Source organism: Paraburkholderia madseniana (assembly GCF_009690905.1).
GTDB classification, from domain to species: Bacteria; Pseudomonadota; Gammaproteobacteria; order Burkholderiales; family Burkholderiaceae; genus Paraburkholderia; species Paraburkholderia madseniana.
Window position 1 is genome coordinate 1 of record NZ_VOSW01000077.1, and the last position, 22,625, is coordinate 22,625.

At 61.7% G+C, this 22,625-nt stretch carries 20 protein-coding genes; 13 read left to right on the forward strand and 7 right to left on the reverse strand.

Translation table 11 applies throughout. The features are described 5' to 3' along the window. Nucleotides 1-828 precede the first annotated feature (828 nt). Together FSO04_RS31975 and FSO04_RS31980 are read left to right on the forward strand one after the other, a co-directional pair. Nucleotides 829-1,635, forward strand: a complete 807-nt coding sequence (locus FSO04_RS31975; RefSeq protein ID WP_154565593.1) for a DUF72 domain-containing protein — start codon at nucleotides 829-831, stop codon at nucleotides 1,633-1,635. Between the two features lie 114 nt (nucleotides 1,636-1,749). After that, nucleotides 1,750-2,868, forward strand: a complete 1,119-nt coding sequence (locus FSO04_RS31980) for a 3-deoxy-7-phosphoheptulonate synthase (RefSeq protein WP_154565594.1) — start codon at nucleotides 1,750-1,752, stop codon at nucleotides 2,866-2,868. A gap of 265 nt (nucleotides 2,869-3,133) precedes the next feature. On the opposite strand, the gene FSO04_RS31985 is transcribed toward FSO04_RS31980, so the two are convergent. Continuing rightward, entirely contained in the window at nucleotides 3,134-3,412 is a 279-nt protein-coding gene (locus FSO04_RS31985) for an HU family DNA-binding protein (protein ID WP_006049832.1), read from the reverse strand. 319 nt (nucleotides 3,413-3,731) lie between these two features. Beyond that, nucleotides 3,732-4,043 carry a hypothetical protein gene (locus tag FSO04_RS31990; RefSeq protein ID WP_154565595.1) on the reverse strand — a complete coding sequence of 104 codons (312 nt, stop codon included), beginning with the start codon at nucleotides 4,041-4,043 and terminating at the stop codon, nucleotides 3,732-3,734. Between the two features lie 91 nt (nucleotides 4,044-4,134). Between FSO04_RS31990 and FSO04_RS31995 the strand changes: the two genes are divergently transcribed. Next, nucleotides 4,135-6,102, forward strand: coding sequence for a putative bifunctional diguanylate cyclase/phosphodiesterase (locus tag FSO04_RS31995; RefSeq protein WP_154565596.1), 1,968 nt, complete (start codon nucleotides 4,135-4,137; stop codon nucleotides 6,100-6,102). A 70-nt stretch (nucleotides 6,103-6,172) separates the two neighbouring features. Here the strand turns inward: FSO04_RS31995 and FSO04_RS32000 are convergent, their stop codons facing one another. Further along, nucleotides 6,173-6,901, reverse strand: a complete 729-nt coding sequence (locus FSO04_RS32000) for a DUF899 family protein (RefSeq protein ID WP_154565597.1) — start codon at nucleotides 6,899-6,901, stop codon at nucleotides 6,173-6,175. A 270-nt stretch (nucleotides 6,902-7,171) separates the two neighbouring features. On the opposite strand from FSO04_RS32000, the gene FSO04_RS32005 reads away from it, so the two are divergent. Then, on the forward strand, nucleotides 7,172-8,134 hold the full coding sequence (locus FSO04_RS32005) for a LysR substrate-binding domain-containing protein (protein ID WP_154565598.1): 963 nt from the start codon (nucleotides 7,172-7,174) through the stop codon (nucleotides 8,132-8,134). A gap of 113 nt (nucleotides 8,135-8,247) precedes the next feature. Beyond that, the gene (locus FSO04_RS32010) at nucleotides 8,248-9,498 is read left to right on the forward strand and encodes an MFS transporter (RefSeq protein ID WP_154565599.1); all 1,251 of its coding nucleotides are present in this window, start codon (nucleotides 8,248-8,250) and stop codon (nucleotides 9,496-9,498) included. A gap of 70 nt (nucleotides 9,499-9,568) precedes the next feature. Here FSO04_RS32010 and FSO04_RS32015 read toward each other — a convergent pair whose 3' ends face one another. Then, a complete protein-coding gene (locus FSO04_RS32015) occupies nucleotides 9,569-10,174 on the reverse strand; it encodes a peroxidase-related enzyme (RefSeq protein WP_154565600.1) in 606 nt (201 codons plus the stop codon). Between the two features lie 374 nt (nucleotides 10,175-10,548). On the opposite strand from FSO04_RS32015, the gene FSO04_RS32020 reads away from it, so the two are divergent. From FSO04_RS32020 to FSO04_RS32030, 3 genes are all read left to right on the forward strand, one after another. Next, nucleotides 10,549-11,568, forward strand: a complete 1,020-nt coding sequence (locus FSO04_RS32020; RefSeq protein WP_168435921.1) for a VTT domain-containing protein — start codon at nucleotides 10,549-10,551, stop codon at nucleotides 11,566-11,568. Nucleotides 11,569-11,687: 119 nt separating this feature from the next. Further along, on the forward strand, nucleotides 11,688-12,221 hold the full coding sequence (locus FSO04_RS32025; protein ID WP_154565601.1) for a MarR family winged helix-turn-helix transcriptional regulator: 534 nt from the start codon (nucleotides 11,688-11,690) through the stop codon (nucleotides 12,219-12,221). Continuing rightward, on the forward strand, nucleotides 12,218-13,468 hold the full coding sequence (locus FSO04_RS32030) for an MFS transporter (RefSeq protein ID WP_154565602.1): 1,251 nt from the start codon (nucleotides 12,218-12,220) through the stop codon (nucleotides 13,466-13,468). The genes FSO04_RS32025 and FSO04_RS32030 overlap by 4 nt, the downstream gene beginning before the upstream one ends. Nucleotides 13,469-13,474: 6 nt before the next feature. On the opposite strand, the gene speB is transcribed toward FSO04_RS32030, so the two are convergent. From speB to FSO04_RS32045, 3 genes are all read right to left on the reverse strand, one after another. Then, complete coding sequence (gene speB / locus FSO04_RS32035) at nucleotides 13,475-14,437, reverse strand: agmatinase (RefSeq protein WP_154565603.1); 963 nt, start codon at nucleotides 14,435-14,437, stop codon at nucleotides 13,475-13,477. A gap of 136 nt (nucleotides 14,438-14,573) precedes the next feature. Beyond that, nucleotides 14,574-16,067 carry an aldehyde dehydrogenase gene (locus FSO04_RS32040; RefSeq protein ID WP_154565604.1) on the reverse strand — a complete coding sequence of 498 codons (1,494 nt, stop codon included), beginning with the start codon at nucleotides 16,065-16,067 and terminating at the stop codon, nucleotides 14,574-14,576. An 89-nt stretch (nucleotides 16,068-16,156) separates the two neighbouring features. After that, the gene (locus FSO04_RS32045) at nucleotides 16,157-16,708 is read right to left on the reverse strand and encodes a cupin domain-containing protein (RefSeq protein ID WP_054042828.1); all 552 of its coding nucleotides are present in this window, start codon (nucleotides 16,706-16,708) and stop codon (nucleotides 16,157-16,159) included. A gap of 416 nt (nucleotides 16,709-17,124) precedes the next feature. Between FSO04_RS32045 and FSO04_RS48830 the strand changes: the two genes are divergently transcribed. From FSO04_RS48830 to FSO04_RS32070, 5 genes are all read left to right on the forward strand, one after another. Then, nucleotides 17,125-17,346, forward strand: coding sequence for a hypothetical protein (locus tag FSO04_RS48830; protein ID WP_171983793.1), 222 nt, complete (start codon nucleotides 17,125-17,127; stop codon nucleotides 17,344-17,346). A gap of 302 nt (nucleotides 17,347-17,648) precedes the next feature. Then, nucleotides 17,649-18,443, forward strand: a complete 795-nt coding sequence (locus FSO04_RS32055; protein ID WP_154565605.1) for a gamma-glutamyl-gamma-aminobutyrate hydrolase family protein — start codon at nucleotides 17,649-17,651, stop codon at nucleotides 18,441-18,443. 32 nt (nucleotides 18,444-18,475) lie between these two features. After that, the gene (locus FSO04_RS32060; protein ID WP_154565606.1) at nucleotides 18,476-19,810 is read left to right on the forward strand and encodes a glutamine synthetase family protein; all 1,335 of its coding nucleotides are present in this window, start codon (nucleotides 18,476-18,478) and stop codon (nucleotides 19,808-19,810) included. A 49-nt stretch (nucleotides 19,811-19,859) separates the two neighbouring features. Further along, complete coding sequence (locus tag FSO04_RS32065) at nucleotides 19,860-21,299, forward strand: aspartate aminotransferase family protein (protein WP_154565607.1); 1,440 nt, start codon at nucleotides 19,860-19,862, stop codon at nucleotides 21,297-21,299. 73 nt (nucleotides 21,300-21,372) lie between these two features. Further along, a complete protein-coding gene (locus tag FSO04_RS32070; protein ID WP_154565608.1) occupies nucleotides 21,373-22,494 on the forward strand; it encodes a polyamine ABC transporter substrate-binding protein in 1,122 nt (373 codons plus the stop codon). The last annotated feature ends 131 nt before the right edge of the window (nucleotides 22,495-22,625 follow it).

Sequence of the window (22,625 nt, forward strand, 5' to 3'; positions counted from 1 at the left end):
TGGTCGGGACCGGGCGTTTTAATACCCGGAAGTGTCAACCATGTCCCCGCACGTCTGTCAGCTATGTCTCCGGTCTATACACCGGCTGCAAAGAGAAGTAGGCAAGAGAAAGCAGCTCAAACCGCTCCTGCTAAGCGGGGCCCGTGGTCTGCCACGGGTAGTGGTGCATCTGGAATCTGTGTTCGTGCACCTGCATGCGCTAGTGACAAGGGCGTCATACTTCCGGCGGCGCTGCGCGCGCCGAAGAGCAGTTCTTAAAACCACCCACCACGATTTGACGCTCAAGCCTCGCCACCGCAGCCGTGACCGTGATTGCGGGGTACCGACAATTCATTGAAGTGGGGGTTCCCGGGTGAATGCAGAGGCGCGTCGCCGAGGCGAAGCCGACGGCTCCCACAAACCTCAACCGAAGCCCGTGGTTTCCCCTGCATACCCGTCCGCGACGCACGCAGTGCGGAGTGGGAGCTGATGAGTCCTTTGTCACTAACGCGGAATGTGCGAGAACACAGATTCCAGATGCACCACTACCCGCAGCAAACTACGGGACCCGCTTAGCAGGAGTGGTTTGAGCTGCTTTCTCTTGCCTACTTCTCTTTGCAGCCGGCAAAGAGAAGTAGGTGCCGCCCCGCACAGGGGCAACGCTAATAGACCACTAACAATGCAAGGAAAGGCACGAAAGCCAGAACAAGGAAAGGCCAAAACCCCAGGCACACAGACAAACAAGCGCCGCGCAGGCAAAACAAAAAAACCGCCACGAAGGCAAAAAACCTCAGCCAGATGCGCTAACCTACCTCTCCCGGCGAAGCCGCCCAAACAGGCTCAAAAAAAATGCCATCCCCGAAACCCGGCAAAATCCGAATCGGCATAGGCGGCTGGACCTACGCCCCCTGGCGAGGCACGTTTTACCCGTCGGATCTGACACAAAGCCGCGAGCTCCAACACGCGAGCCAAAATCTCACATCGATAGAAATCAACGGCACCTTCTACGGCTTGCAAAAACCTTCAAGCTACGAAAAGTGGTATCAGGAAACCCCCGAAGATTTCGTCTTCTCGCTCAAAGCCCCCCGCTACGCAACAAACCGAAAAATCCTGGCGGACGCCAACGAAACCATCGAACGCTTCTTCGCCAGCGGCGTGCTACTGCTAAAACAGAAACTAGGCCCGATCAACTGGCAATTCGCCACCACCAAAAAGTTCGACCCGGAAGACTTCGAGGCCTTCCTGAAACTGCTGCCCGCGAGCATCGAAGGGCAAAAACTGAGGCACGCCATCGAAGTCCGTAACGACACCTTCAAGACCCCCGAATTCATCGCGCTAGCCAGAAAGTACAAAGTCGCCATCGTGCTGGCAGCCGACAGCGACTACCCGCAAATCGCCGACATCACCGCGCCATTCGTCTACGCCCGCATCATGGGTACCAGCGACAAGGAAGCCAAAGGCTATTCGACCAAGGCCCTCGACGCCTGGGTCGAACGCGCCCGCCAACTCGCTGCAGGCACAACGCCGGACGACCTGGAAACATCCGCCGCAGCCCCCGCAAAAACCGCTGCGCGCGATGTCTACCTCTACGTCATCAGCGGCTTCAAGGAACGCAATCCGGCCGCCGCCATGGCGCTGATCAAACGCCTCGAATAACGGTCATCCGGCCCACACGCGCGAGTGTCATAATCCCGGCAGCGAATCAACGCACCGACACTCACCCATTCAAGCGGTGAGGCCACCCCAACATCCAAGGTCCGGGAGACTATTTTGAGCGCCATCGACAATCCTTTGCACGATCAGGAAGTCGGCTCGGCCGACGCCACCCAGGACACCACGCGCATCGACGACGTTCGCATCGGTGCGGTACGTCCGCTGATTTCCCCTGCCTTGCTGCAGGACGAATTGCCTGTGCCGCCGTCGGTGCAGACGCTCGTCGAGAAAACCCGCGCGGAAATCGCCGATATTCTGCACGGACGTGACGACCGGCTCGTGATGATCGTCGGCCCGTGTTCGATTCACGACCACGACCAGGCAATCGAATACGCCCGCAAGCTCAAGGTCGCGGCGCAGACCTACAAGAACGATCTGCTGATCGTCATGCGGGTGTACTTCGAGAAACCGCGCACAACGGTAGGCTGGAAAGGCTATATCAACGACCCGCGTCTCGATGGCAGCTTCCGTATCAACGAGGGCTTACGTCTCGCACGGCAACTGCTGCTCGACATCAACGGTCTCGGCTTGCCCACGGCCACCGAATTTCTCGACTTGCTCAGCCCGCAATACATCGCGGATCTGGTCGCGTGGGGTGCGATCGGCGCGCGCACGACGGAGAGCCAGAGTCATCGGCAGCTTGCGTCGGGACTGAGCTGCCCGATCGGCTTCAAGAACGGCACGGATGGTGGCGTGCAGATCGCCGCGGACGCGATCGTTGCGGCGCACGCAAGCCATGCGTTCATGGGTATGACCAAGATGGGTATGGCCGCGATCTTCGAGACGCGTGGCAATGACGACGCGCACGTGATCTTGCGCGGTGGCAAGAAAGGTCCGAATTACGACAGCGCGTCCGTCGACGCAACTTGCGCAGTGCTCAAATCGGCAGGCCTGCGCGAGCAGGTCATGATCGACTGCTCACATGCGAACTCAGGCAAATCGCATTTGCGTCAACTGGAGGTGGTGGAGGATCTGGCGCAGCAACTCTCGCAGCGCGAGCGCCGCATTCTCGGCGTCATGCTCGAAAGTCATCTGGAAGAAGGTCGTCAGGATCTGAAGACCGGTGTGCCGCTGCGTTACGGCGTATCGATTACGGACGCCTGCGTGAGCTGGGCGCAAACCGAACCGGCGCTCGAGACGCTGGCCGAAGCGACCCGGAAACGACGCGCGGGCTGAATCCGCCGACGCGGCCTGCACGATCTCGCGCATCCAGTAACCGTCCGATGACCATCACGATGAGCATCAATAAAGGCTGGAACGCGAGCGTGCACGACGCAAACCTGAAGCAAACAACAGCAACATAAGCACCACACGCGCCGCACCAACCACCGATATAACACCCTCACCGGTGTTGGGCAGCGCGTGTTTCCTCACGCCCGATGCATCGGGCACCGCGCACTAAAACAGCGCGCGTGGATGCTCCAGCGCGAGGCGCGTTGCATTACGACGCGTTGACGGCTTCCTTGAATGCCTTGCCGGCGGTGAACTTCACCGTCTTGGCTGCGGCGATCTGGATCTCTGCACCGGTCGACGGATTGCGACCCACGCGTGCTGCGCGCGCGCCGGTCGAGAAAGAACCGAAACCGACCAGTTGCACCGTATCGCCACCCACCACGGCTTTGGTCACCGCTTCGACGATAGCGTCGATGGTTTGGCCGGTGGCCGCTTTGCTTTCGCCCGTCGCTGCGGCGACTGCATCAATCAGTTCCTGTTTGTTCATAGCACTTCCCGTATGGTAATCATGGAACCGGCGCCACATCTGTTGCGCCGGGACCGACACACTAACGCATAGGCGCGTATTCGCGCAAACCTTGGATGTAAGCCTTGTATCGCCCGCCCAGCGGCAATTTGACGTTTTTTTGTCCCAAAGTGCTATAAGAATCGCGCGCTTACGCATTTCTCCCGCTTTACGGCTCTCCGCGGCGTCTCACAATCCGTTGCAATTTCAGTGATTTAGCGGCGGCAAATCGGCTGCCACCATGGTTTTTTACGATGTTATGGGGGATCGCAAAGATTCGCGATTCAGCACCGCGCCACGCTCAGCAATAAAAATCCGGGAAGAATAAAACAATGAAAATTCGCCATATTGCAACATGCCTGGCGCTCGCCGCCTGGTCTTGTGCGACCGCGGCAGCCGGCGATTTCGCCTGCGTGATGCGGGTCGGCGCGGCGCTGTAGCGCGAAAAATCACGCAAGACTCGCCAGCGGAACAGCCTGCACCGCTGAAAAACAAGGACGTCATACAACATCTCTACGCCGCGAACCGGCGGACCTCGCGCAGGCTGACGCGGCACAAATGACTCATCGCCGACGATCTCCCAGGGCGTATTTACCGCTCGTTCAACACGCATGATTTTTTTCCACTGAGAATTCTCTCAAGGTCTCACCGACGTTGCCGATATACAAAGCTGCGTGTGCAGCGCAAACGTTACAAGGACGGGCATGGTTCGGTTAGCCAGATTGAGGGAAGCGCTATCGGTCGCGGAAGGCGACCCGGAACTCGTGCGCTCGCAACTTCAGGCATTCGGCCACCAGATACCGCTGCTTTATTTCATCCTGATCGTCAACACGATGGCGGTGGCCGTCACGCATCTGGGATCGGCGCCGGCCTGGTTGTCCATCTACTTCCCCGGGGCGCTCTGCGTGCTGTGCATCATCCGTTGCGTGCGCTGGTGGCGCGTCCGGCACCGGGTTCTGACGCACGACAAGGCCGTGCCCGAACTACGCAAGCTGATCTGGCTCGCGGGCATCTTCGCCGTCGCCTTCAGCACCTGGTCGCTCCTGCTGTTTCCGTACGGCTCCGCCTATGAGCAGGCCCAGGTCGCGTTTTATATGGCGACGACCCTGGTCGGCTGCGTGTTCTGCCTGATGCATCTGCGGGCGGCCGCCCTGCTTCTGCTATCGATCGTCATCCTGATCTTTTCGACGTTCATGATCTCCACGCGCTCTCCTGTCTTCATCGCGATGGCCATCGACATGACGCTGGTCGGCGTCGCACTCGCCTTCATCATCGAGCTGTATTACCGGACGTTTGCCGGCGTGGTGCACGCGCAGCGCGAATTGCAGGTGAGCCAGCAGAAAACGCAAAAGCTCAGCGACGATAACTTCAGGCTCGCAAGCATCGATAGCCTGACCGACCTGCCCAACCGGCGCAGTTTCTTTGCGTCGCTGCGCGCGCTATCGGAACAGACGCCCGCCGCCGGTGGCGGATTCAATGTCGGCTTGATCGATCTCGACGGCTTCAAACAGGTCAACGATATCTACGGACATGCCAGCGGCGACCTCGTGCTGCAGGAAGTCGGCGTGCGCTTGCTGGCGCTCGCGGAACCGGGCATCTTCTTCGCGCGCCTGGGCGGCGACGAATTCGGCGTGCTGGCCCAACACAAACTGCCGAACGAGACGCTCGTCGAGTTGGGAGAGCGCATCTGCGAAGCGCTCGGCCAGCCCTATCGGGTGGCCGGCAATGTCGCCGAACTGACCGGAACGATCGGCTGGGCAGCGTTTCCTGAAGCGGGTACGACAGTCCAGCAGGTTTTCGAACGCGCCGACGCCGCCTTGTACGTCGGCAAGGAAAGCCGTCGCGGCACACCGGTGATTTTCTCGACGGAACATGAGACGCGGATCCGGCGCTCAAGTCTCGTCGCCCAGGAACTCCGCCATGCGGACCTGGAGTCCGAACTGTTCCTCGAGTTTCAACCGATCTACGATGTGCTCACGCAACGCACCATCGGCATGGAGGCGCTCGGGCGATGGCACAACGCGCGGCTAGGCGCAGTGAGGCCAGAGGAATTCATTCGGATTGCCGAGCGTACCGACCTGATTCTGCGCGTCACTGAGGTGCTGCTGCGCAAAGCGCTCGATGAAGCATCGCGCTGGCCATCCGATCTCTATCTGTCGTTCAATCTCTCCGCGATCGATATTTCGACTTCGCCGCGCGCTCGCCGCCTGGTCGATATCGTGCTGGCGAGCGGCGTGCCCGCGCATCACGTCAACTTCGAGATCACGGAAACCGCGGTCACGCGCGATTTCGAGCAGGCCCACTGCTCGCTGACGATGATCAAGCAAGCCGGCTGCCGTGTCTCGCTCGACGATTTCGGCACCGGTTATTCGAGCCTCAGCTACGTGCATCGCCTGCCCTTCGATACGATCAAGATCGACCGCAGCTTCATGACTGACGTGGATTCCAATAGCGCGTCGAAGAAGATCGTCAAGTCGGTGCTCGATCTGTGCAGAAACCTCGGACTTGAATGCATCGTGGAAGGACTCGAGACGTCGTCGCAAGCCGACGTCGTCAAGGCGCTGGGCGCTCGCGCGCTGCAGGGCTATCTGTTCGGCAGGCCGATGCGGGCAAGCGCCGTCCCGGCCTATTTGCAGACCATGCTCGGGCAGAGTGACGTCGTCGAGACGTAGATGCTCACCTCCCCTGCCTCGCGCGAATCAGCACGACAGGCGCACCGCACACCTGCATGAAACCGCGCGACTAACGCGCCGCAGTGTCGTATTCCAACTCCGGATACCAGTCGCTGCCGCGGCCGCCGGGCGTCATGTCGAGCACCGTCCAGATCGGCATCACATCGGGTGCGCCGCGTGGATCCTGACCCGGGTCCGCTGTCGACGGCCCCATCTCCTCGGCCCAGAAATGCCGCACCGTACCGCCTGAACGCGTGAACACGTTGAAGGCGGGATTGTCGCCGCCATCCGGCACTTCAGCGGCGTAGTCGCGGTTGAAGGTGTTGCCGCCCGACGAATACAGCCGCAGGTGCCGCCAGCCGCGCTCTTTCTTGAAGGCCACCAGCTTGTCGATCGGCGAGCGGCCGATCACCGCAAAGGCCACGCGTTGCAATATGTCGGGCATTTCACCGTCGTAAGCGCTCAGGAGCGAAGTGCACATCGAACAGGGGCGCTCGCGCTGCGGGCCGAACATCCAGTTGTAGGTGACGAGGGTGTCATGCGCGCCGAACATTTCCGACAGCGTCACCGGGCCCGCTTCGCCCTCGAAAAGATAGTCCTGCGGCACGCCACCGCCGGGCGGCAGCGCGCGGCGCTGTGCGGCCACGCGTTCGATATGACGGCGCAACTCGATTTCCTCAGCCAGCAAGTCGTTGCGCGCTCTGCGATATTCGGCGCTCTCGCCCGGAAACCGGGCGGGCGATTCGGCCAGCAGCCGGGCCGGTTTCAACGCTTGTGCAGATGGGTCTACGTCATTCATCAGCCACCTCCTGTTGCGGTAACAAGGATTAAGGGCGCGATAGCCACGGCACGGGATGACGCGACGCAGCCGCGAGGGCATCTTTTGCCCTTATATAGCCACGACGAACAGCGTGGCGGCGAATCGACAACGTAAGCGAAATATTTTGCTGGCCCGTCGCGGCGACAATCGAAACATCATTGCAAGGTATCCTTTCCCGAAACAGCATGCGCGCGCCGGCGCACTTTTGCACCGTCACGGCGCCCGCCGCGCCGCCTTTGAGGATGCCCCATGCCGCTTCGTCTGCCACCCCTGCCCGCGCTTCGTTTTTTCGAAGCGGCCGGCAGGCATCAGAGTTTCAAGCTCGCCGCCGCGGAGTTGAACGTCACGCCGAGCGCGATTAGCCACGGTATCGTCGGCCTCGAACAATCGCTCGGCGTCGAACTGTTCGTACGCGAGCCGCGTGGAATTTCGCTGACGACGGCAGGCGCCGACTATCTGTCGTACGTATCCGAAGCGTTTTCGTTGATCGCGATCGGCACGCAACGCCTGCCGAACCACCGCGCGAATCGCCCGATCGCGCTGAGTTGCGCGCCCACGCTCGCCTCGCGCTGGCTGTTGCCGCGCCTCGCCGCCTTTCGTGCGCGCTGGCCAGATGCGAACGTCACCGTCGATACGTCGCACCGTCAGGTCGGCTTTCCCGTCGACGGTTTCGATTTCGCCATTCGCCTGAGCCGCGCCCCGGTCGCGGGGACCGCGTGGACGCGTCTGTTCGGCGAACGCCTCGTGCCGGTGTGCAGCCCGGCGTACGTGAATAACCTGCGCGACGCGCATGGCAACATCGATCTGCGTCACGCGACGTTCATTCACGTGAACTCGGCGAGCGAGGACTGGCAGGCGTGGTTCGACGCGGTCGCCTTAGACGGAACCACCGTCGACGGCATCGACCTGAACGAGGGCTTGCGCGTCGACACGATCCAGCTCGCTTTCGAAGCCGCGAGCATGGGCCTCGGCGTCGCGCTCGGCAGACGGCCGCTAGTCGACCGCGATCTCGCGAGCGGCGCACTCGTCGAGGTCAGTCCACAAACAATCGCCTCCTCCACGGCGTATTGGCTCGTGAGCGCCCAAAACACGGATAGCGCGGAAAATCGCCCGGAACTGTCCGACTTCAAACGGTGGCTGCTCAGCGAGGCTGAACCGTTCGCCAACCCATCCGACGCTGCCGACGCGGAATCGCGCGGCGCCAACCACTAAACCCTGCACGCCCTCTATCTGGACAGGTGAGCCACACTCACCCGTCGTCAAAATCTTTTCTTTTGCCGCTTCTGACGCTCGCTGCGACCATGGTGTCCAAGGAGATCAGATCCATGTCCACGACAAATAGCAAACGCCTCGCCATCCCGTTGAGTCAGACGACGCTCGTGATCATCGCCGGCGCACTGATTCTGAGCGCCGCCATGGGCATCCGGCAGACCTTCGGCCTCTTCATCGGGCCGTTCTCGTTCGACCGCGGCCTGCCCGTCACGCTGATCGCTTTCGCCATCGCGCTGCACAATCTGGTATGGGGTTTCGCGCAACCGTTCGCGGGCGCTGCCGCAGATCGCTATGGCTCGGCGCCGGTAGTCGCGTTCGGCGCGACGACGTTTGCCGCGGGCCTGGGCGTCGCGGCCGTCGCGCCGTCGGGCCCACTGCTGATCGTCGGTATGGGTCTGCTGGTCGGCATTGGCGTGAGTTGCACGACGTTCGGCGTGGTGTTGCCGGCAGTCGGCCGCATCGCTTCCCCAGAAAAACGCAGCATGGCGATGGGTCTCGTCAGCGCAGGCGGCTCGGCAGGACAGGTGCTGATGATCCCGCTGGTGCAGAGCATTCGACTCAGCTCGGGTATCGCCACCTCGCTCTTCGTGCTGGCCTTCCTGATGCTATTGATCGCGCCGCTCGGCATCGTGCTCGACCGGCGCGCGAGTGTCGGCATGCAGGTTCAGGAGCCGCCCGCTGCGCCTCTTCGCAAGGTATTCGCTCAGGCGATCCAGCATCGGGGATATCGACTGCTGACGCTCGGCTTCTTCACCTGTGGATTTCAGCTCGCGTTCATCGCCACCCATCTGCCTGAGTATCTGACGCTCTGCCATATGCCTGTCGGGCTGGGCGCCACGGCGCTCGCGCTGATCGGCCTGTTCAATATGGCGGGCAGTTGGGGGTGCGGCTGGCTGGGCGGCCGGTTCCGGCAGCACCATGTACTCGGCTGGCTTTATCTCATTCGAAGCGTGACGATCGGCGCCTTCTTTCTGCTGCCGAAGACCTCCGCTTCGGTCGTGATCTTCGCGGCGGTGATGGGGCTGACCTGGCTCGGGACCGTGCCGCTGACGAGCGGACTCGTGGCGAAAGTCTTCGGCACGCGGCACCTCGGCACCCTCTTTGGCGTCTGCTTTCTGAGCCACCAGATCGGCTCGTTTCTCGGCGCATGGCTAGGCGGCCTGGTGTTCGATCTGACCGGGTCGTATTCGCTACTGTGGGAAGCCACGGTCGTCGCAGGACTCATCGCCGCGATGCTGCACTTCCCGATCGACGACAAGGCCGTCAGCACGCCCGCAATCCGGTCAGAGCCGGCGGCTGCGTGAGGGTTCGGGTGCGAGCAAGCGTGAGCACGTATCCGCACACACCGCGAGTCCGCTACTCGCTGCCCCGATGCTATTTTCGCGGCGCGTCCGCCGCCGCTTTCGGCACACGCCCCATCAGATAGAACTCGTCGTTCGGGCGCATTGAAATGACGTTGGCCATCCGGTTCGACAAACCGAAAAATGCGGTGATGGCCGCGATATCCCACACGTCTTCATCCGAAAAGCCGTGCTTACCGAGCGTCTGAAAATCGGCATCGTCGACCGTGCCGGATTCACGGCAAACCTTCAGCGCAAAGTCGAGCATCGCCGTCTGGCGCGCCGTGATATCCGCCTTGCGATGGTTGACTGCCACCTGATCCGCAAGCAACGGCGCCTTTTCGTAAATGCGCAGAATCGCCCCGTGCGCGACCACGCAATACAGGCACTGATTCACCGCGCTCGTCGCGACGACGATCATCTCGCGCTCGCCTTTGGTGAGGCCGCCGTCTTTCAGCATCAACGCGTCGTGGTACGCAAAAAACGCGCGGAATTCATCCGGCCTGTGCGCCAGCGTCAGGAATACGTTCGGAACAAAACCGGCTTTCTCCTGCACTTCGAGGATGCGGGCGCGGATGTCGTCCGGCCACGCGTCAGGCTCAGGCACGGGATAGCGGCTGATCGGCTGAAGGTTTGCCATGTTGTGTCTCCGTTGTATCTGTATGTGCACGACGATTGTAGCGAACTTCGACTCGCTGCCGTCCGGTTCAATCTGGCGCTTTGCTCCGCGCTGAACAGCGGCAGGCACAGGCTCCACAGAGGCACCGCAGCACGGTCAATCGCTCCATTCCCTTAATTTTTTTCAGGTACTCAGCCCGCCCCGCAGCGCCATTTAACCAACCTGTGCTTAAATCCGAAGTTCGTGCTGCTGCGTTCGTGCCACCGGCCAGCTGAACGAGCCATGCAGCGGGCCGCTGTCCGGCAAGAACGGACCCTGCACGACGTGTTCGCAACGCACGCCGGCCAGGTACGGGCTGTTCCAGATCCCTTCATCGCATCAACAGGAGCGTGGTTGTGTGGCATTTTCCGGTTGCTATTCCACCCTCGCTGGGCGTGTGGGCCGTGTTCATGAGCGTGCTCGTCACGCAACTCGGCTTGCCGATTCCGGCGGCGCCGATGCTGATCCTCGGCGGAACGATGGCCGCCATGGGACAAACCTCTTATGCCAGCGTCATTGGGGCTGCCGTCTGCGCAACACTGCTGGCAGACTCGCTGTGGTTCTTCACTGGACGAACATACGGCCGGCGCTTGCTGAATCAGCTGGTGCGCTTCTCACTCTCGCTCGACACCACCGTCCGTGTCGCACGCAATACCTATGAACGGTACGGCGCGCCGATTCTGACCGTCGCCAAATTCCTGCCGGGTCTCGGTTTGATCTCGGCGCCGCTGCTCGGCACCACGCCAATCAACGTCGGCGTGTTTCTGCTGTGGGATTTTGTCGGCGCGATGCTGTGGGCCAGCGTGTGGGTGATCGGTGGCGCGGCGCTTGACGATCAGATCGTGCAACTCGTTCTGCTCGTGCGCCATCACGGCGGCACGATTTTCGACGCGTTCGCGGCGATCTTCCTTGCCGTGCTCCTCTATCGCTACGTGCGCCGCTGGCAGTTTCGCAGCTGGCTCGCGCACATACGCATCTCGCCGGATCAGCTCGACGAACTGATGAAGTCCAATGAGCCGCCGCTGATTCTCGATGCCCGGCCGCACAGCATCCGCGCGAAAGAATCGCACCGGATTGCGGGCGCGCAGTTGCTGGACCTCGATTCGCCCGAGCCCCTGCATCCCGACTTACTGAAGCGGCCGATTGTCGTCTACTGCGTCTGTCCTAACGAAGCGACGGCCAAGCGCATCGTCAATCAACTGCATCGAAAGAATATCCATCACGTCCGCGCGCTCAAGGGCGGCCTCGACGCATGGGAAAAACGCGGTTATCCAGTCGAGCCGCTGCCGCCCGACTTCGAGACGGCGATGGCCCATATGGCGGAAGACGAGGGTAACGAGGGCGAATACACCGTGCGGGCGCGGTTGGCGAAGTGACGACGGGCGCTTGAACCCACCCCACCGAACACAATGGGGCGGCATTAAAAACCGCTTGCGCATCATCTTCAATGTGTGCACTATGCATATATGCACGTTGCACACATTGAGGTACCGCTATGACGCAGCGCACAGAAAACCTGCTTGGCGTGCTCGCCCTGCTGGTCACGGACGAGATGAACGCGCAGCCTACCGTGGCCGCGCTCGCGGGCCCCACTGCCCGTGCCATGCTCAACGCGGTCGGTCAATATGCCGATTCATCCATTGAAGTATTGCGCGAGGCGGTCGATCTTTCGCATCCGGCCGCGGTCCGCGCCGTTGCGGGTCTGGTGGACGCGGGCCTCGTCGAAAAGAAATCCGGCACGGATAAACGTTCCGTCGCGCTTGCCTTGACCGCTTCCGGCAAGCGTGAAGCCAAACGCCTGCAAAAGGCACGCGACCAGATGCTCCGACGCATCGTCGGGCAGCTCGACGAGCGCGAACGCGACGTGCTCGAAAGCCTGCTGATCAAGATCCTGTGGAATGAGACCCGCGATCCGGCGCACGCCATGCAACTGTGCCGCCTTTGCGATGACGGTCCCTGCCTGAAAGCCGGCTGCCCGGTCGAATGCCGCGAACAGGGTCTGCCCATGCCCGCGCGGAGCGGCACATGAATGCCGCCGCGCCGGTGCGCTGGCCGGCGATCGCCGCGCTGACCGCGGTCTCGGCGCTCTCGCAGATCGGCCAGTTCGGCATCGGCTTCATGGTGCTGCCGGTGTGGCTGGCGCAGCGTGGCCTCGACGCACCGCGCGCCGGCCTCTTCTCCGCGTCGCAATGGACCGGCATGCTGGCCGGCTTGTTGATCGCGCCGTGGCTGGTGGAGCGGCTCGGTGCGAAGCGCACGGTATCGCTCGGTCTCGCCGCCACAGTGGTTGCGTTCGCAACGATGAACGCGCTGTGGTGGCCGTTATGGCTCGTGCCTGGCTTGTTGACCGGACTCGGCATCGGTTTGCGCTGGATCGCCAATCAAACGTGGCTCTATCGGCTTGTGCCGGCCGAATCCAGCGGACGTGTAGTGGGCGTGCACGAAGCACTGATTGCCAGCGCTGGCGTCATCGGCCCGGCCCTGGCGGTGTGGTGTGCAGTCGACGGACGCATCACGTTCGCGGCCGGCGCGGCCTTCACGTTCGCGGCGGCCCTTCCGCTGTGGCTGACTGCGTCGGACGACAGGCCCTCCGCTGTCAAATCAGCACGGCTTGTGCGAACAGACCGCGCCGCAAAAAGCACCCCGGTCGGCGCAATCGGCCCTATCGCCCCAATGGTCAGCCTCGGCATGGTGGTCGTCGCGGCAGGCGGCATCGGCGATGGCGCGCTCTACGGGCTCTTCCCGCTCTTTGCCGACGCCCACGGCCTCAACACCACACAGACGGCCACGCTACTCACGTTATTCGGTGTCGGCGGCATGGCGCTGCAATTTCCGGTCGGCTGGTTTGCGGATCGCGCGGGCCTGGCGGCCACGGTGATCGTCTGCGCCGCGCTCAGCACGCTGGCTATCTGCGGGTTCGCGCTCGCGGCGCCCGCCTCATGGCTCGCCGGCGCGAGCGCCTTGCTGCTCGGCGGCATGAACAGCGCGTACATCACGCTCGGCATGGTCGCGGCGGCGTGCAGCGACAAGGCCGCGCTCACGCGCAACATGCGGCTGGTGTCGCTCACCTTCACCGCGAGTTCGATCGTAGGGCCGCTCATTGCCGGGTTCGCCATGAAAGCACGCGGCAGCGACATGCTGTTGTGGCAACTGGCGATCATGAGCGGCGCGCTCGTTGTCTACACGCTCGGCTTGCGCGAAGGCCGGCGTCAGCCCGATCGATCGTCGTCGATGGGCCGAGCCTGGATTGCACCGCGTGCGTTTCAGGACGATTGAACTGGCCTAGCGTTCAGCCACTTTCCGCTGCCGCCAAAGACACAACAGATCGCACGCGATATGCGCGGCGGCAATCGCCGTGATCTCGCTCTGGTCATAAGCGGGCGCCACTTCCACCACATCCGCGCCCACCAGGTTCAACGCACCCAGTCCGCGCACGATGGCCAGCCCCTGTGCCGACGACAAACCGCCCGCCACCGGCGTACCCGTGCCCGGCGCGAACGCCGGATCGAGACAGTCGATATCGAAGGTCAGATACGCGGGCCGCTGGCCGACAATCGACGTGATCCGCTCCACCGCCGCCCGCGCGCCATGTTCGTGGACCCATGCGGCGTCGAGGATATTGATCCCCATGAAGTCGTCGTTCCACGTGCGAATGCCGACCTGCACCGAAGTCTTCGGATCGATCAGACCGTCTTTCACCGCCTTGTAGAACATCGAACCGTGATTCAGGCTGTCCGGGCTATCGTCGGCCCAGGTATCGCAGTGGGCGTCGAAATGGATCAGCGAGAGCGGCTTGCCGTACTTCTCCGCATGCGCGATCAGCAGCGGATACGTAATGTAGTGATCGCCGCCGAGCGTCAGCATCTTCGCGTCCGAACGCAGAATCGTGCGCGCATGCTCGACGATCGATTCCTTGATCGTCATGGGATTGTGCGCGTCGAACCAGCAGTCGCCGAAGTCCGTCACGGCGAGATCGTCGAACGGATTGAAGCCCCAAGGATACGGATGCAGCTCCGACAATTGCACGCTCGCCGCGCGCACCGCCGCCGGGCCGAGACGCGCACCCGAACGGAACGTGGTGGCCAGATCGAGCGGCACGCCGGAGACCACGACGTCGACGCCGTCGAGTTCGCGGGTGTATTTGCGGCGCATGAACGACAACACACCCGCATAGGTGTTTTCGATCGACGAGCCATAAAGCGACGGACGACGGATCGCGCCGTCGCCATAAACGAGTTCAGTCATGGATGACCTGATACCTGATAAACATGCCGGAGCCGCACGCGGGGCTTCCAGGTGATGCGTGCAACGTCCGGCCTCGGATTCATTGGGAACGCGACGGCGTTTCTTTCAAACGCCGCCGCGCTGGCTTGCGAATCCTTTAGCGCAGCCGAACGAGCGTGGACTTCAGCTCGGTATACTTCTCCAGCGCGTGCAACGACTTGTCACGGCCGTTGCCCGATTGCTTGTAACCGCCGAACGGGAAATTCATATCGCCGCCCTCGTCGTAGCAATTGACCCATACCGTACCGGCACGCAGCTTGCGCGACACTTCATGCGCGGTTGTGAGGTTCGAAGTCCACACGGCGGCGGCAAGACCATACTCGCTGTCATTAGCGATCCTGATCGCCTCTTCAACCGTGTCGAACGTAATCACCGACAACACCGGCCCGAAGATTTCCTCGCGCGCAACCTTCGCGCCGGTCGCCGGGATCTCGAAGATGGTCGGTTCGATATAGAAGCCGCCGGTCTCCTGCTTGACGCGCGAACCACCCAGCAGCAGCTTCGCTTCGGCGCGGCCCGCTTCGATATAACCGAGCACGCGTTCGAGTTGCACGTTATCGACAATCGCGCCCATCGAGGTTTGCGGGTCGAGCGGATTGCCCGGCGTATAGCTGCGCGCGGCGGCGATCAGCTTGTCGAGGAACACGTCCTTGATGTCTTTGTGCACGAGCAGGCGCGAACCCGCGGTGCACATTTCGCCCATGTTGTAGAAAATCGCCCCAGCCGCCGCGTTCGCCGCGCGGTCGAGGTCAGGGCAATCGGGCATCACGATGTTCGGCGACTTGCCGCCGAGTTCGAGCCACACGCGTTTCAGGTTCGATTGACCGGCGTATTGCATGATCAGCTTGCCGACGTTGGTCGAGCCGGTGAAGGCGAGACAGTCCACGTCCTGATGCAGCGCCAGCAGCTTGCCCGGTTCGCCTGCGCCAGGCACCACGTTGAACACCCCGGCAGGGATGCCCGCGTCCAGCGCGAGTTGAGCGAGGCGAATCGCGGTGAGCGGCGACTTCTCCGAAGGCTTGAGCACGACGCTATTACCCGCGGCGAGCGCCGGGCCGAACTTCCACGACGCCATCAGGATCGGGAAATTCCACGGCACAACAGCCGCTACGACGCCGATCGGCTCACGCGTCACGAGCCCCACCAGATGATGATCGGCCGGCGCGACTTCGCCGCCGACCTTGTCGATGGCTTCAGCGAACCACTCGACGCAATAGGCGGCGCCCGGCACGTCCACCGAGGTGGTGTCGGCGATCGGCTTGCCTGCGTCCAGCGTTTCGAGCAGCGCGAGTTCGTCCATGTGCTCACGGATCGACGCGGCCCAACGCAATAGAATCGCCTTGCGCTTGCGGGGATTGAGGCCGGACCACACGCCGGAATCGAACGCGCGGCGCGCGGCTGCCACGGCGGCGTCGACGTCCGCCGCACCGCTGTCGGCGACCTTGGCGAGCAGCTTGCCGTCGATCGGGCTCAGGCAGTCGAACGTGCGGCCGCCTGCGGCGTCACGGTATTCGCCGTCGATAAACGCACGGCCTTCGATCGAAAGCGTAGCGGCTTTGTCTTGCCAGAATGCGAGAGATTTCTTGTCCATCAGGATGCCTCAATGTTATGCGCTCGACGCACGCCGGCTCCGACTTCAAGCGGCCTGGAACTGCGTCGCGGCGCGTTGGCGCGGAGTCTTTAGAACGTGGGCGGCGAATTGGCCGACACGATCTCGCAGAGATGCTCCGCGCTGGGATTGCGAAAACGATGCGGTAGACGGCTTTCGAAGTAATAGCTGTCACCGGGGTCGAGCAGCCACGTGACACCGTCCACCGTCAGTTCGATCTGACCGCTGACCACCACCCCGCCCTCGTGCCCCTCGTGCTCCAGCATTTCCGGCCCGGTATCCGACAGCGGCTGATAGACCTCGCGCAGAATGCCCATATTCCGGTCTTTGACACTGGAGCCGGCGAGATAGAACTCGATCGACTCATTGCCGAGATTCGGCATGTCGGCGCGGCGCGACACGACCGAGCGTTCCACCTCGACTTCAAAAGTGAAGAACTCGGCGAGACTCATTGGTATGCATTCAAGCAGTTTCTTCAGTGACCCCACCGACGGACTCACGCGGTTCTGCTCGATCAGCGAGATCGTGCCGTTGGTGACCCCCGCCCGTTTCGCCAGCTCGCGCTGGGACAGACCATTCTTCTTACGGATGTACTGCAGGCGGGTCGCAACTTCTATGGACATCGCTAGGTTCTCTGACATGGGAGACGATCGGGCGCGTGGGCTCGGGCAATGTGTGCCCGCGAGTGTTGAATATTCTAATCACTTTAATCGTTGCGCCGCTGGGGAAAACCCTGAAAGGATTCCGAAATACGATTTGCGCAACGAATGTTCCCGCTGACCGGGATTCCGCGGACACCCTCGGGAAAGCCCTGATAAATCTTTTATAAAAATGATTTGACGGCATTATTGGCTCGTATACGATGGTTCTCAGGCGATCGTCATGCCGGCGTCACGAAACACGAACGTGTGTTTTTGACGCAGCGAACCCGGTTCGCAACGGTCAGAGACGGTCATCCCAGCGTCATGTTTCTTTAAACGCCCTGTGCGTTTTTCGAGCAAGCGTTCAATACTTTCAACGTCGCTAGTCGAGTGTAATCGTGAGAGTCCGAGGCCCTTTGGTGAGATGGAATCGAAGTCAGGCGAGTTGTCCTCGCGCTGACGGCGCCATCGCCGACGGCAGCAACGGCAGCCTTGCGTTCCGCCGCTTTCTGTCCGTCTTCACGATCCTGTCCCGCCGTTCAGTTCGACGTCACAACTCCATCTCCGCGCGCGCCTTCATTGCTGTGCGTACGGACGAAGTCGCCTCGCTGCTGCCGTAGCGCCTCCCCCTTTTCCGTCGTTCGATTCGTCCGTTTGCGTGAGCGCGCTCTCTCGAGCCATGCGTTCGTGCGTGTGCGGTGCCGTCTGCCGCGCAGCGCCTCATGCGGATCAGATCAATTGCGCACCGCAACGGACCGAATCGAACGGCACATCTAATTATCACGCGCGGCGCGTCCCGCTGACGACGACCGCCAGCACTACCCGGTGGCCTGACGCCTTGCGTCCGGCTGCGGAATGTTGCCGCGCCGTGTTTAACGTTGTTCATGCCGCGTCCCGCGGGGAACATACACGTCTATCTGATATGCGAAACAAACCCCTCGTCGGCATCAGCGCCGACAGAACGATGATGGGAGTCCACCCGTCGCACGTCACCGGCGAGAAGTACATCGCCGCGATCGTGGACGGCTCGCAGGCGCTGGCCATGTTGCTGCCGGCGCTCGGCGAGCGTCAGTCCACCGAGGACGTGCTGGCTACTGTCGACGGCTTACTGTTCACCGGCAGCTATTCGAATGTCGAGCCGCACCGCTACGGCGGCCATCCCAGCGCGCCGGGCACGCTGCACGACGCCGCACGCGATGCGACGACGCTGCCGCTGCTGCGCGCCGCGATCGCCGCAGGCGTACCGGTGCTGGCGGTATGCCGGGGCTTTCAGGAAATGAACGTGGTGTTCGGCGGGACGTTGCATCAAAGCGTTCACGCAGTGGCCGGTCTGAACGACCATCGCGAGAACAAGGAAGACGACCTCGACGTGCAATACGCACCGTCGCATTCGATCACGCTGACGCAGGGCGGCTTGTTGCAGCGCCTCGCCGGCGGCACGAATGAAGCGCGTGTGAATTCATTGCACGGTCAGGGCGTCGAGCGGCTGGGCGTGGGTCTGGTGGCAGAAGCCACCGCGCCGGACGGATTGATCGAAGCGGTGAGCGTGAAAGATGCGCGTGCCTTCGCGCTGGGTGTGCAGTGGCACCCGGAATGGAAGCATACCAACGACGCGCTTTCCACCGCGATCTTCCGTGCCTTCGGCGACGCCTGCCGCGATCGAATGCGCACCAAGGCCGGCTATGGCGCGGCATCCGCCGCTGCCACGCATGCCTGAGCCGGTCGCGCACCAAAACTGAGAGAATAACCATGCATGAAATCGACGACTTCCTGAAGAAGAACCGCGTCACCGAAATCGAAGCGATCATTCCGGATATGGCCGGGATCGCACGCGGCAAGATCATTCCGCGCAGCAAGTTCGAATCCGGCGAATCCATGCGCTTGCCGCAGGCGGTGATGATCCAGACCGTCACAGGGGACTATCCAGAAGACGGCACGCTCACCGGCGTCACCGACCCGGACATGGTCTGCGTTCCCGACGCCAGCACCATCCGCATGATTCCGTGGGCCGTCGATCCGACCGCCCAGGTGATCCACGATTGCGTTCACTTCGACGGCACGCCCGTCGCGATCTCGCCGCGCCGTGTGTTGCGCCGCGTGCTCGAACTGTATAAGGCCAAAGGCTGGAAGCCGGTTATCGCGCCCGAGCTCGAGTTCTACCTGGTCGACATGAACAAGGACCCGGATCTGCCGCTGCAACCGCCGATCGGCCGTACGGGCCGCCCGGAGACCGGACGTCAGGCGTACTCGATCGAAGCGGTCAACGAATTCGATCCGCTGTTCGAAGACATCTATGAATACTGCGAAGTGCAGGAACTGGAAGTCGACACGCTGATTCACGAAGTCGGCGCCGCGCAGATGGAAATCAACTTCATGCACGGCGATCCGCTGAAACTCGCCGACAGCGTGTTCCTGTTCAAGCGCACGGTGCGTGAGGCCGCGCTGCGTCACAAGATGTACGCGACTTTCATGGCCAAGCCGATGGAAGGCGAACCGGGCTCGGCGATGCACATGCACCAGAGCCTCGTTGACGAAGAGACCGGCCACAACCTGTTCACCGGTCCGGACGGCAAGCCCACGTCGCTCTTCACGGGCTATATCGCAGGCCTGCAGAAATACACGCCGGCGCTGATGCCGATTTTCGCGCCGTACATCAACTCGTATCGCCGCCTGTCGCGCTTCATGGCTGCGCCGATCAACGTGGCATGGGGTTACGACAACCGCACGGTGGGTTTCCGGATTCCGCATTCGGGCCCGGCTGCGCGCCGCATCGAAAACCGCATTCCGGGCGTGGACTGCAATCCGTATCTCGCGATCGCAGCAACGCTGGCTGCCGGGTATCTTGGCATGACGCAAAATCTGGAACCGACCGAGCCGCTGCTCAGCGACGGTTACGAGCTGCCCTACCAGTTGCCGCGCAATCTGGAAGAGGGGCTGACGCTGATGGGCGCGTGCGAACCGATGGCCGAGATTCTCGGCGAAAAATTCGTCAAGGCCTACCTCGCACTGAAAGAAACCGAATACGAAGCGTTTTTCCGCGTGATCAGTTCGTGGGAACGCCGGCATTTGCTGCTGCACGTCTAAGGCCCTTGCTAACGACGTCACCCGCAAACGCAAAAAAATTGGAGGCAGTATGAGCTACAGAACAGAAGAAGTCGCTTACGTGCAGACGGCCCAACCCGCGGCCAGCGTACAAGCCGCACAACAGCAACGCAGCACCGCCGAATACCGCGCGCTCGACGCCGCGCACCACATCCATCCGTTTTCGGATATGGGTTCGCTCAATCGCAGCGGCAGCCGCGTAATCGTCAAGGCACAGGACGTGTACCTGTGGGATTCAGACGACAACAAGATCATCGACGGCATGGCCGGTTTGTGGTGCGTGAACGTCGGTTATGGCCGTAAGGAACTGGCTGACGCAGCGTACCGCCAGATGCAGGAACTGCCCTTCTACAACACCTTCTTCAAGACGACGCACCCGCCGGTGATCGAACTGTCGGCCTTGCTCGCGGAGCTGGCGCCGGAACCGTTCAACCACTTCTTCTATTGCAACAGCGGCTCGGAAGGCAACGACACCGTGCTGCGCATCGTTCACCAATACTGGGCGACGCAAGGCAAGCACTCGAAGAAGTTCGTCATCTCGCGCAAAAACGGCTATCACGGTTCGACAATCGCGGGCGGTACGCTGGGCGGCATGGGCTACATGCACGAACAGATGCCCTCGAAGGTCGAGAACATCGTGCATATCGACCAGCCGTATTTCTTCGGCGAAGCACAAGGCAATCTGACGCCGGAAGAATTCGCTCTGGCCCGCGCGCAGCAACTGGAAGCCAAGATTCTCGAAATCGGCGCGGACAACGTGGCCGCGTTTATCGGTGAGCCTTTCCAGGGCGCGGGCGGCGTGATCTTCCCGGCTTCGACGTACTGGCCGGAAATCCAGCGCATCTGCCGCAAATACGACATCCTGCTGGTCGCCGACGAAGTGATCGGCGGCTTCGGCCGGACCGGTGAATGGTTCGCGCATCAGCACTTCGGTTTCGAGCCGGATCTGATCACGCTGGCCAAGGGCCTGACAAGCGGCTATGTGCCGATGGGCGCAGTCGGCCTGCACGATCGTGTTGCCAAGGCGATCATCGAGAACGGCGACTTCAATCACGGCCTCACGTACTCCGGTCACCCGGTGGCCGCGGCCGTGGCGATCGCCAATCTGAAGCTGCTGCGCGACGAGAAGATCGTCGAGCGCGTCAAGACCGACACGGGTCCGTACTTCCAGAAGAAGCTGCGCGACACCTTCGCCAATCACCCGATCATCGGCGAAATCTCCGGTGCGGGTCTGGTGGCCGGCCTGCAACTCGCAGAAGACCCGAAAGCGCGCAAGCGCTTCGCCAATGGCGGTGAAGTCGGCACGATCTGCCGCGACTTCTGCTTCAACGGCAACCTGATCATGCGCGCCACCGGCGACCGGATGCTGCTCTCGCCGCCGCTCGTGATCAACAAGCTGGAAATCGACGAGATCGTTTCGAAGGCGAAAAAAGCCGTCGACGCGACCGCACAACAACTCGGAATTTCGTAACGGCAGTTCGTTCCGGCATGAGCACACCCACGATACGCGCTCATGCCGGTTCTTCACATCAAGGGAAAAAACCATGAGCGTTTGTCATCTTCGTCATGCGGTCGCGGGGGCCGCGCTTCTCGCCTTCACGGGTTTTGCGGCGTTGTCGGTTACGCCGGCCCTTGCGGCCGACACGGAACTGAATGTGTACAACTGGTCGGACTACATCGCGAAGGACACGATTTCGAACTTCGAGAAGCAGGACGGCATTCACGTCAAATACGACAACTACGATAGCGACGATACGTTGCAGGCCAAACTGCTCGCGGGCAGCTCCGGTTACGACATCGTGGTGCCGACGTCGAACTACATGGCCAAGCAGATTCAGGCCGGCGTGTATCAGAAGCTCGACAAGTCAAAGCTGCCGAACCTGTCGAACCTCGACCCTGTGCTGATGAAGATGATCTCCGATGCCGATCCGGGCAACCAGTACGGTGTGCCTTGGGCCTACGGTACTGACGGCATCGGCTACAACGTGCAAGCCGTGCAGAAGGCGCTCGGTGCGAATGCGCCGGTGGATAGCTGGGCACTCGTGTTCGACCCGGCCAACCTGTCGAAGCTGAAAGGCTGCGGCGTGTCGTTCCTCGATCAGGCAGTCGACGTGTTCGCCGCCACCTTGCAATACATGCATAAGGATCCGAACAGCACGAACCCCGCCGATTATCAGGCCGCGTTCGAAGTGCTGAAGAAAGTCCGCCCGTATATCACCCAATTCAATTCGTCGGGTTACATCAACGACCTCGCAAACAACGACATCTGCGTCGCGGTGGCATGGTCCGGCGACGTCGGCATCGCCAGCCGCCGTACCGCGGAAGCCAAGCGTTCGTATCAGGTGAAATTCTCGAACGTCAAGGAAGGCGGTTTGCTGTGGTTCGACGTGATGGTGATCCCGAAAGACGCACCGCATCCCGAAGCCGCGCTGAAGTGGATCAACTACATCGAAGATCCGAAGGTCAACGCAGCGATTACCAATGAAGTGTTCTACCCGACCGCGAACAAGGCCGCGCGCCAGTTCGTCATTCCGGGTGTCGCACAGGATACGACCGTTTATCCGGGCGACGAAGTGCTGAGCAAGATGACACTGATGAAACCGATGCCCACCGACATTCTGCGCCTTGAAAATCGTCTTTGGGCGCAGCTTAAAACCGGCCACTGATTTAAGCCAAACTAAAAAGAATCGATCCCGCGCTCAGGGATCGCTCGAACCCTGAGCGCATGAATGGCAGTAACGGTAGTCAGCCTGCGTGCTATTAGCGTCCCACTGGCGCGCAGTCCCATGTTTTCCGA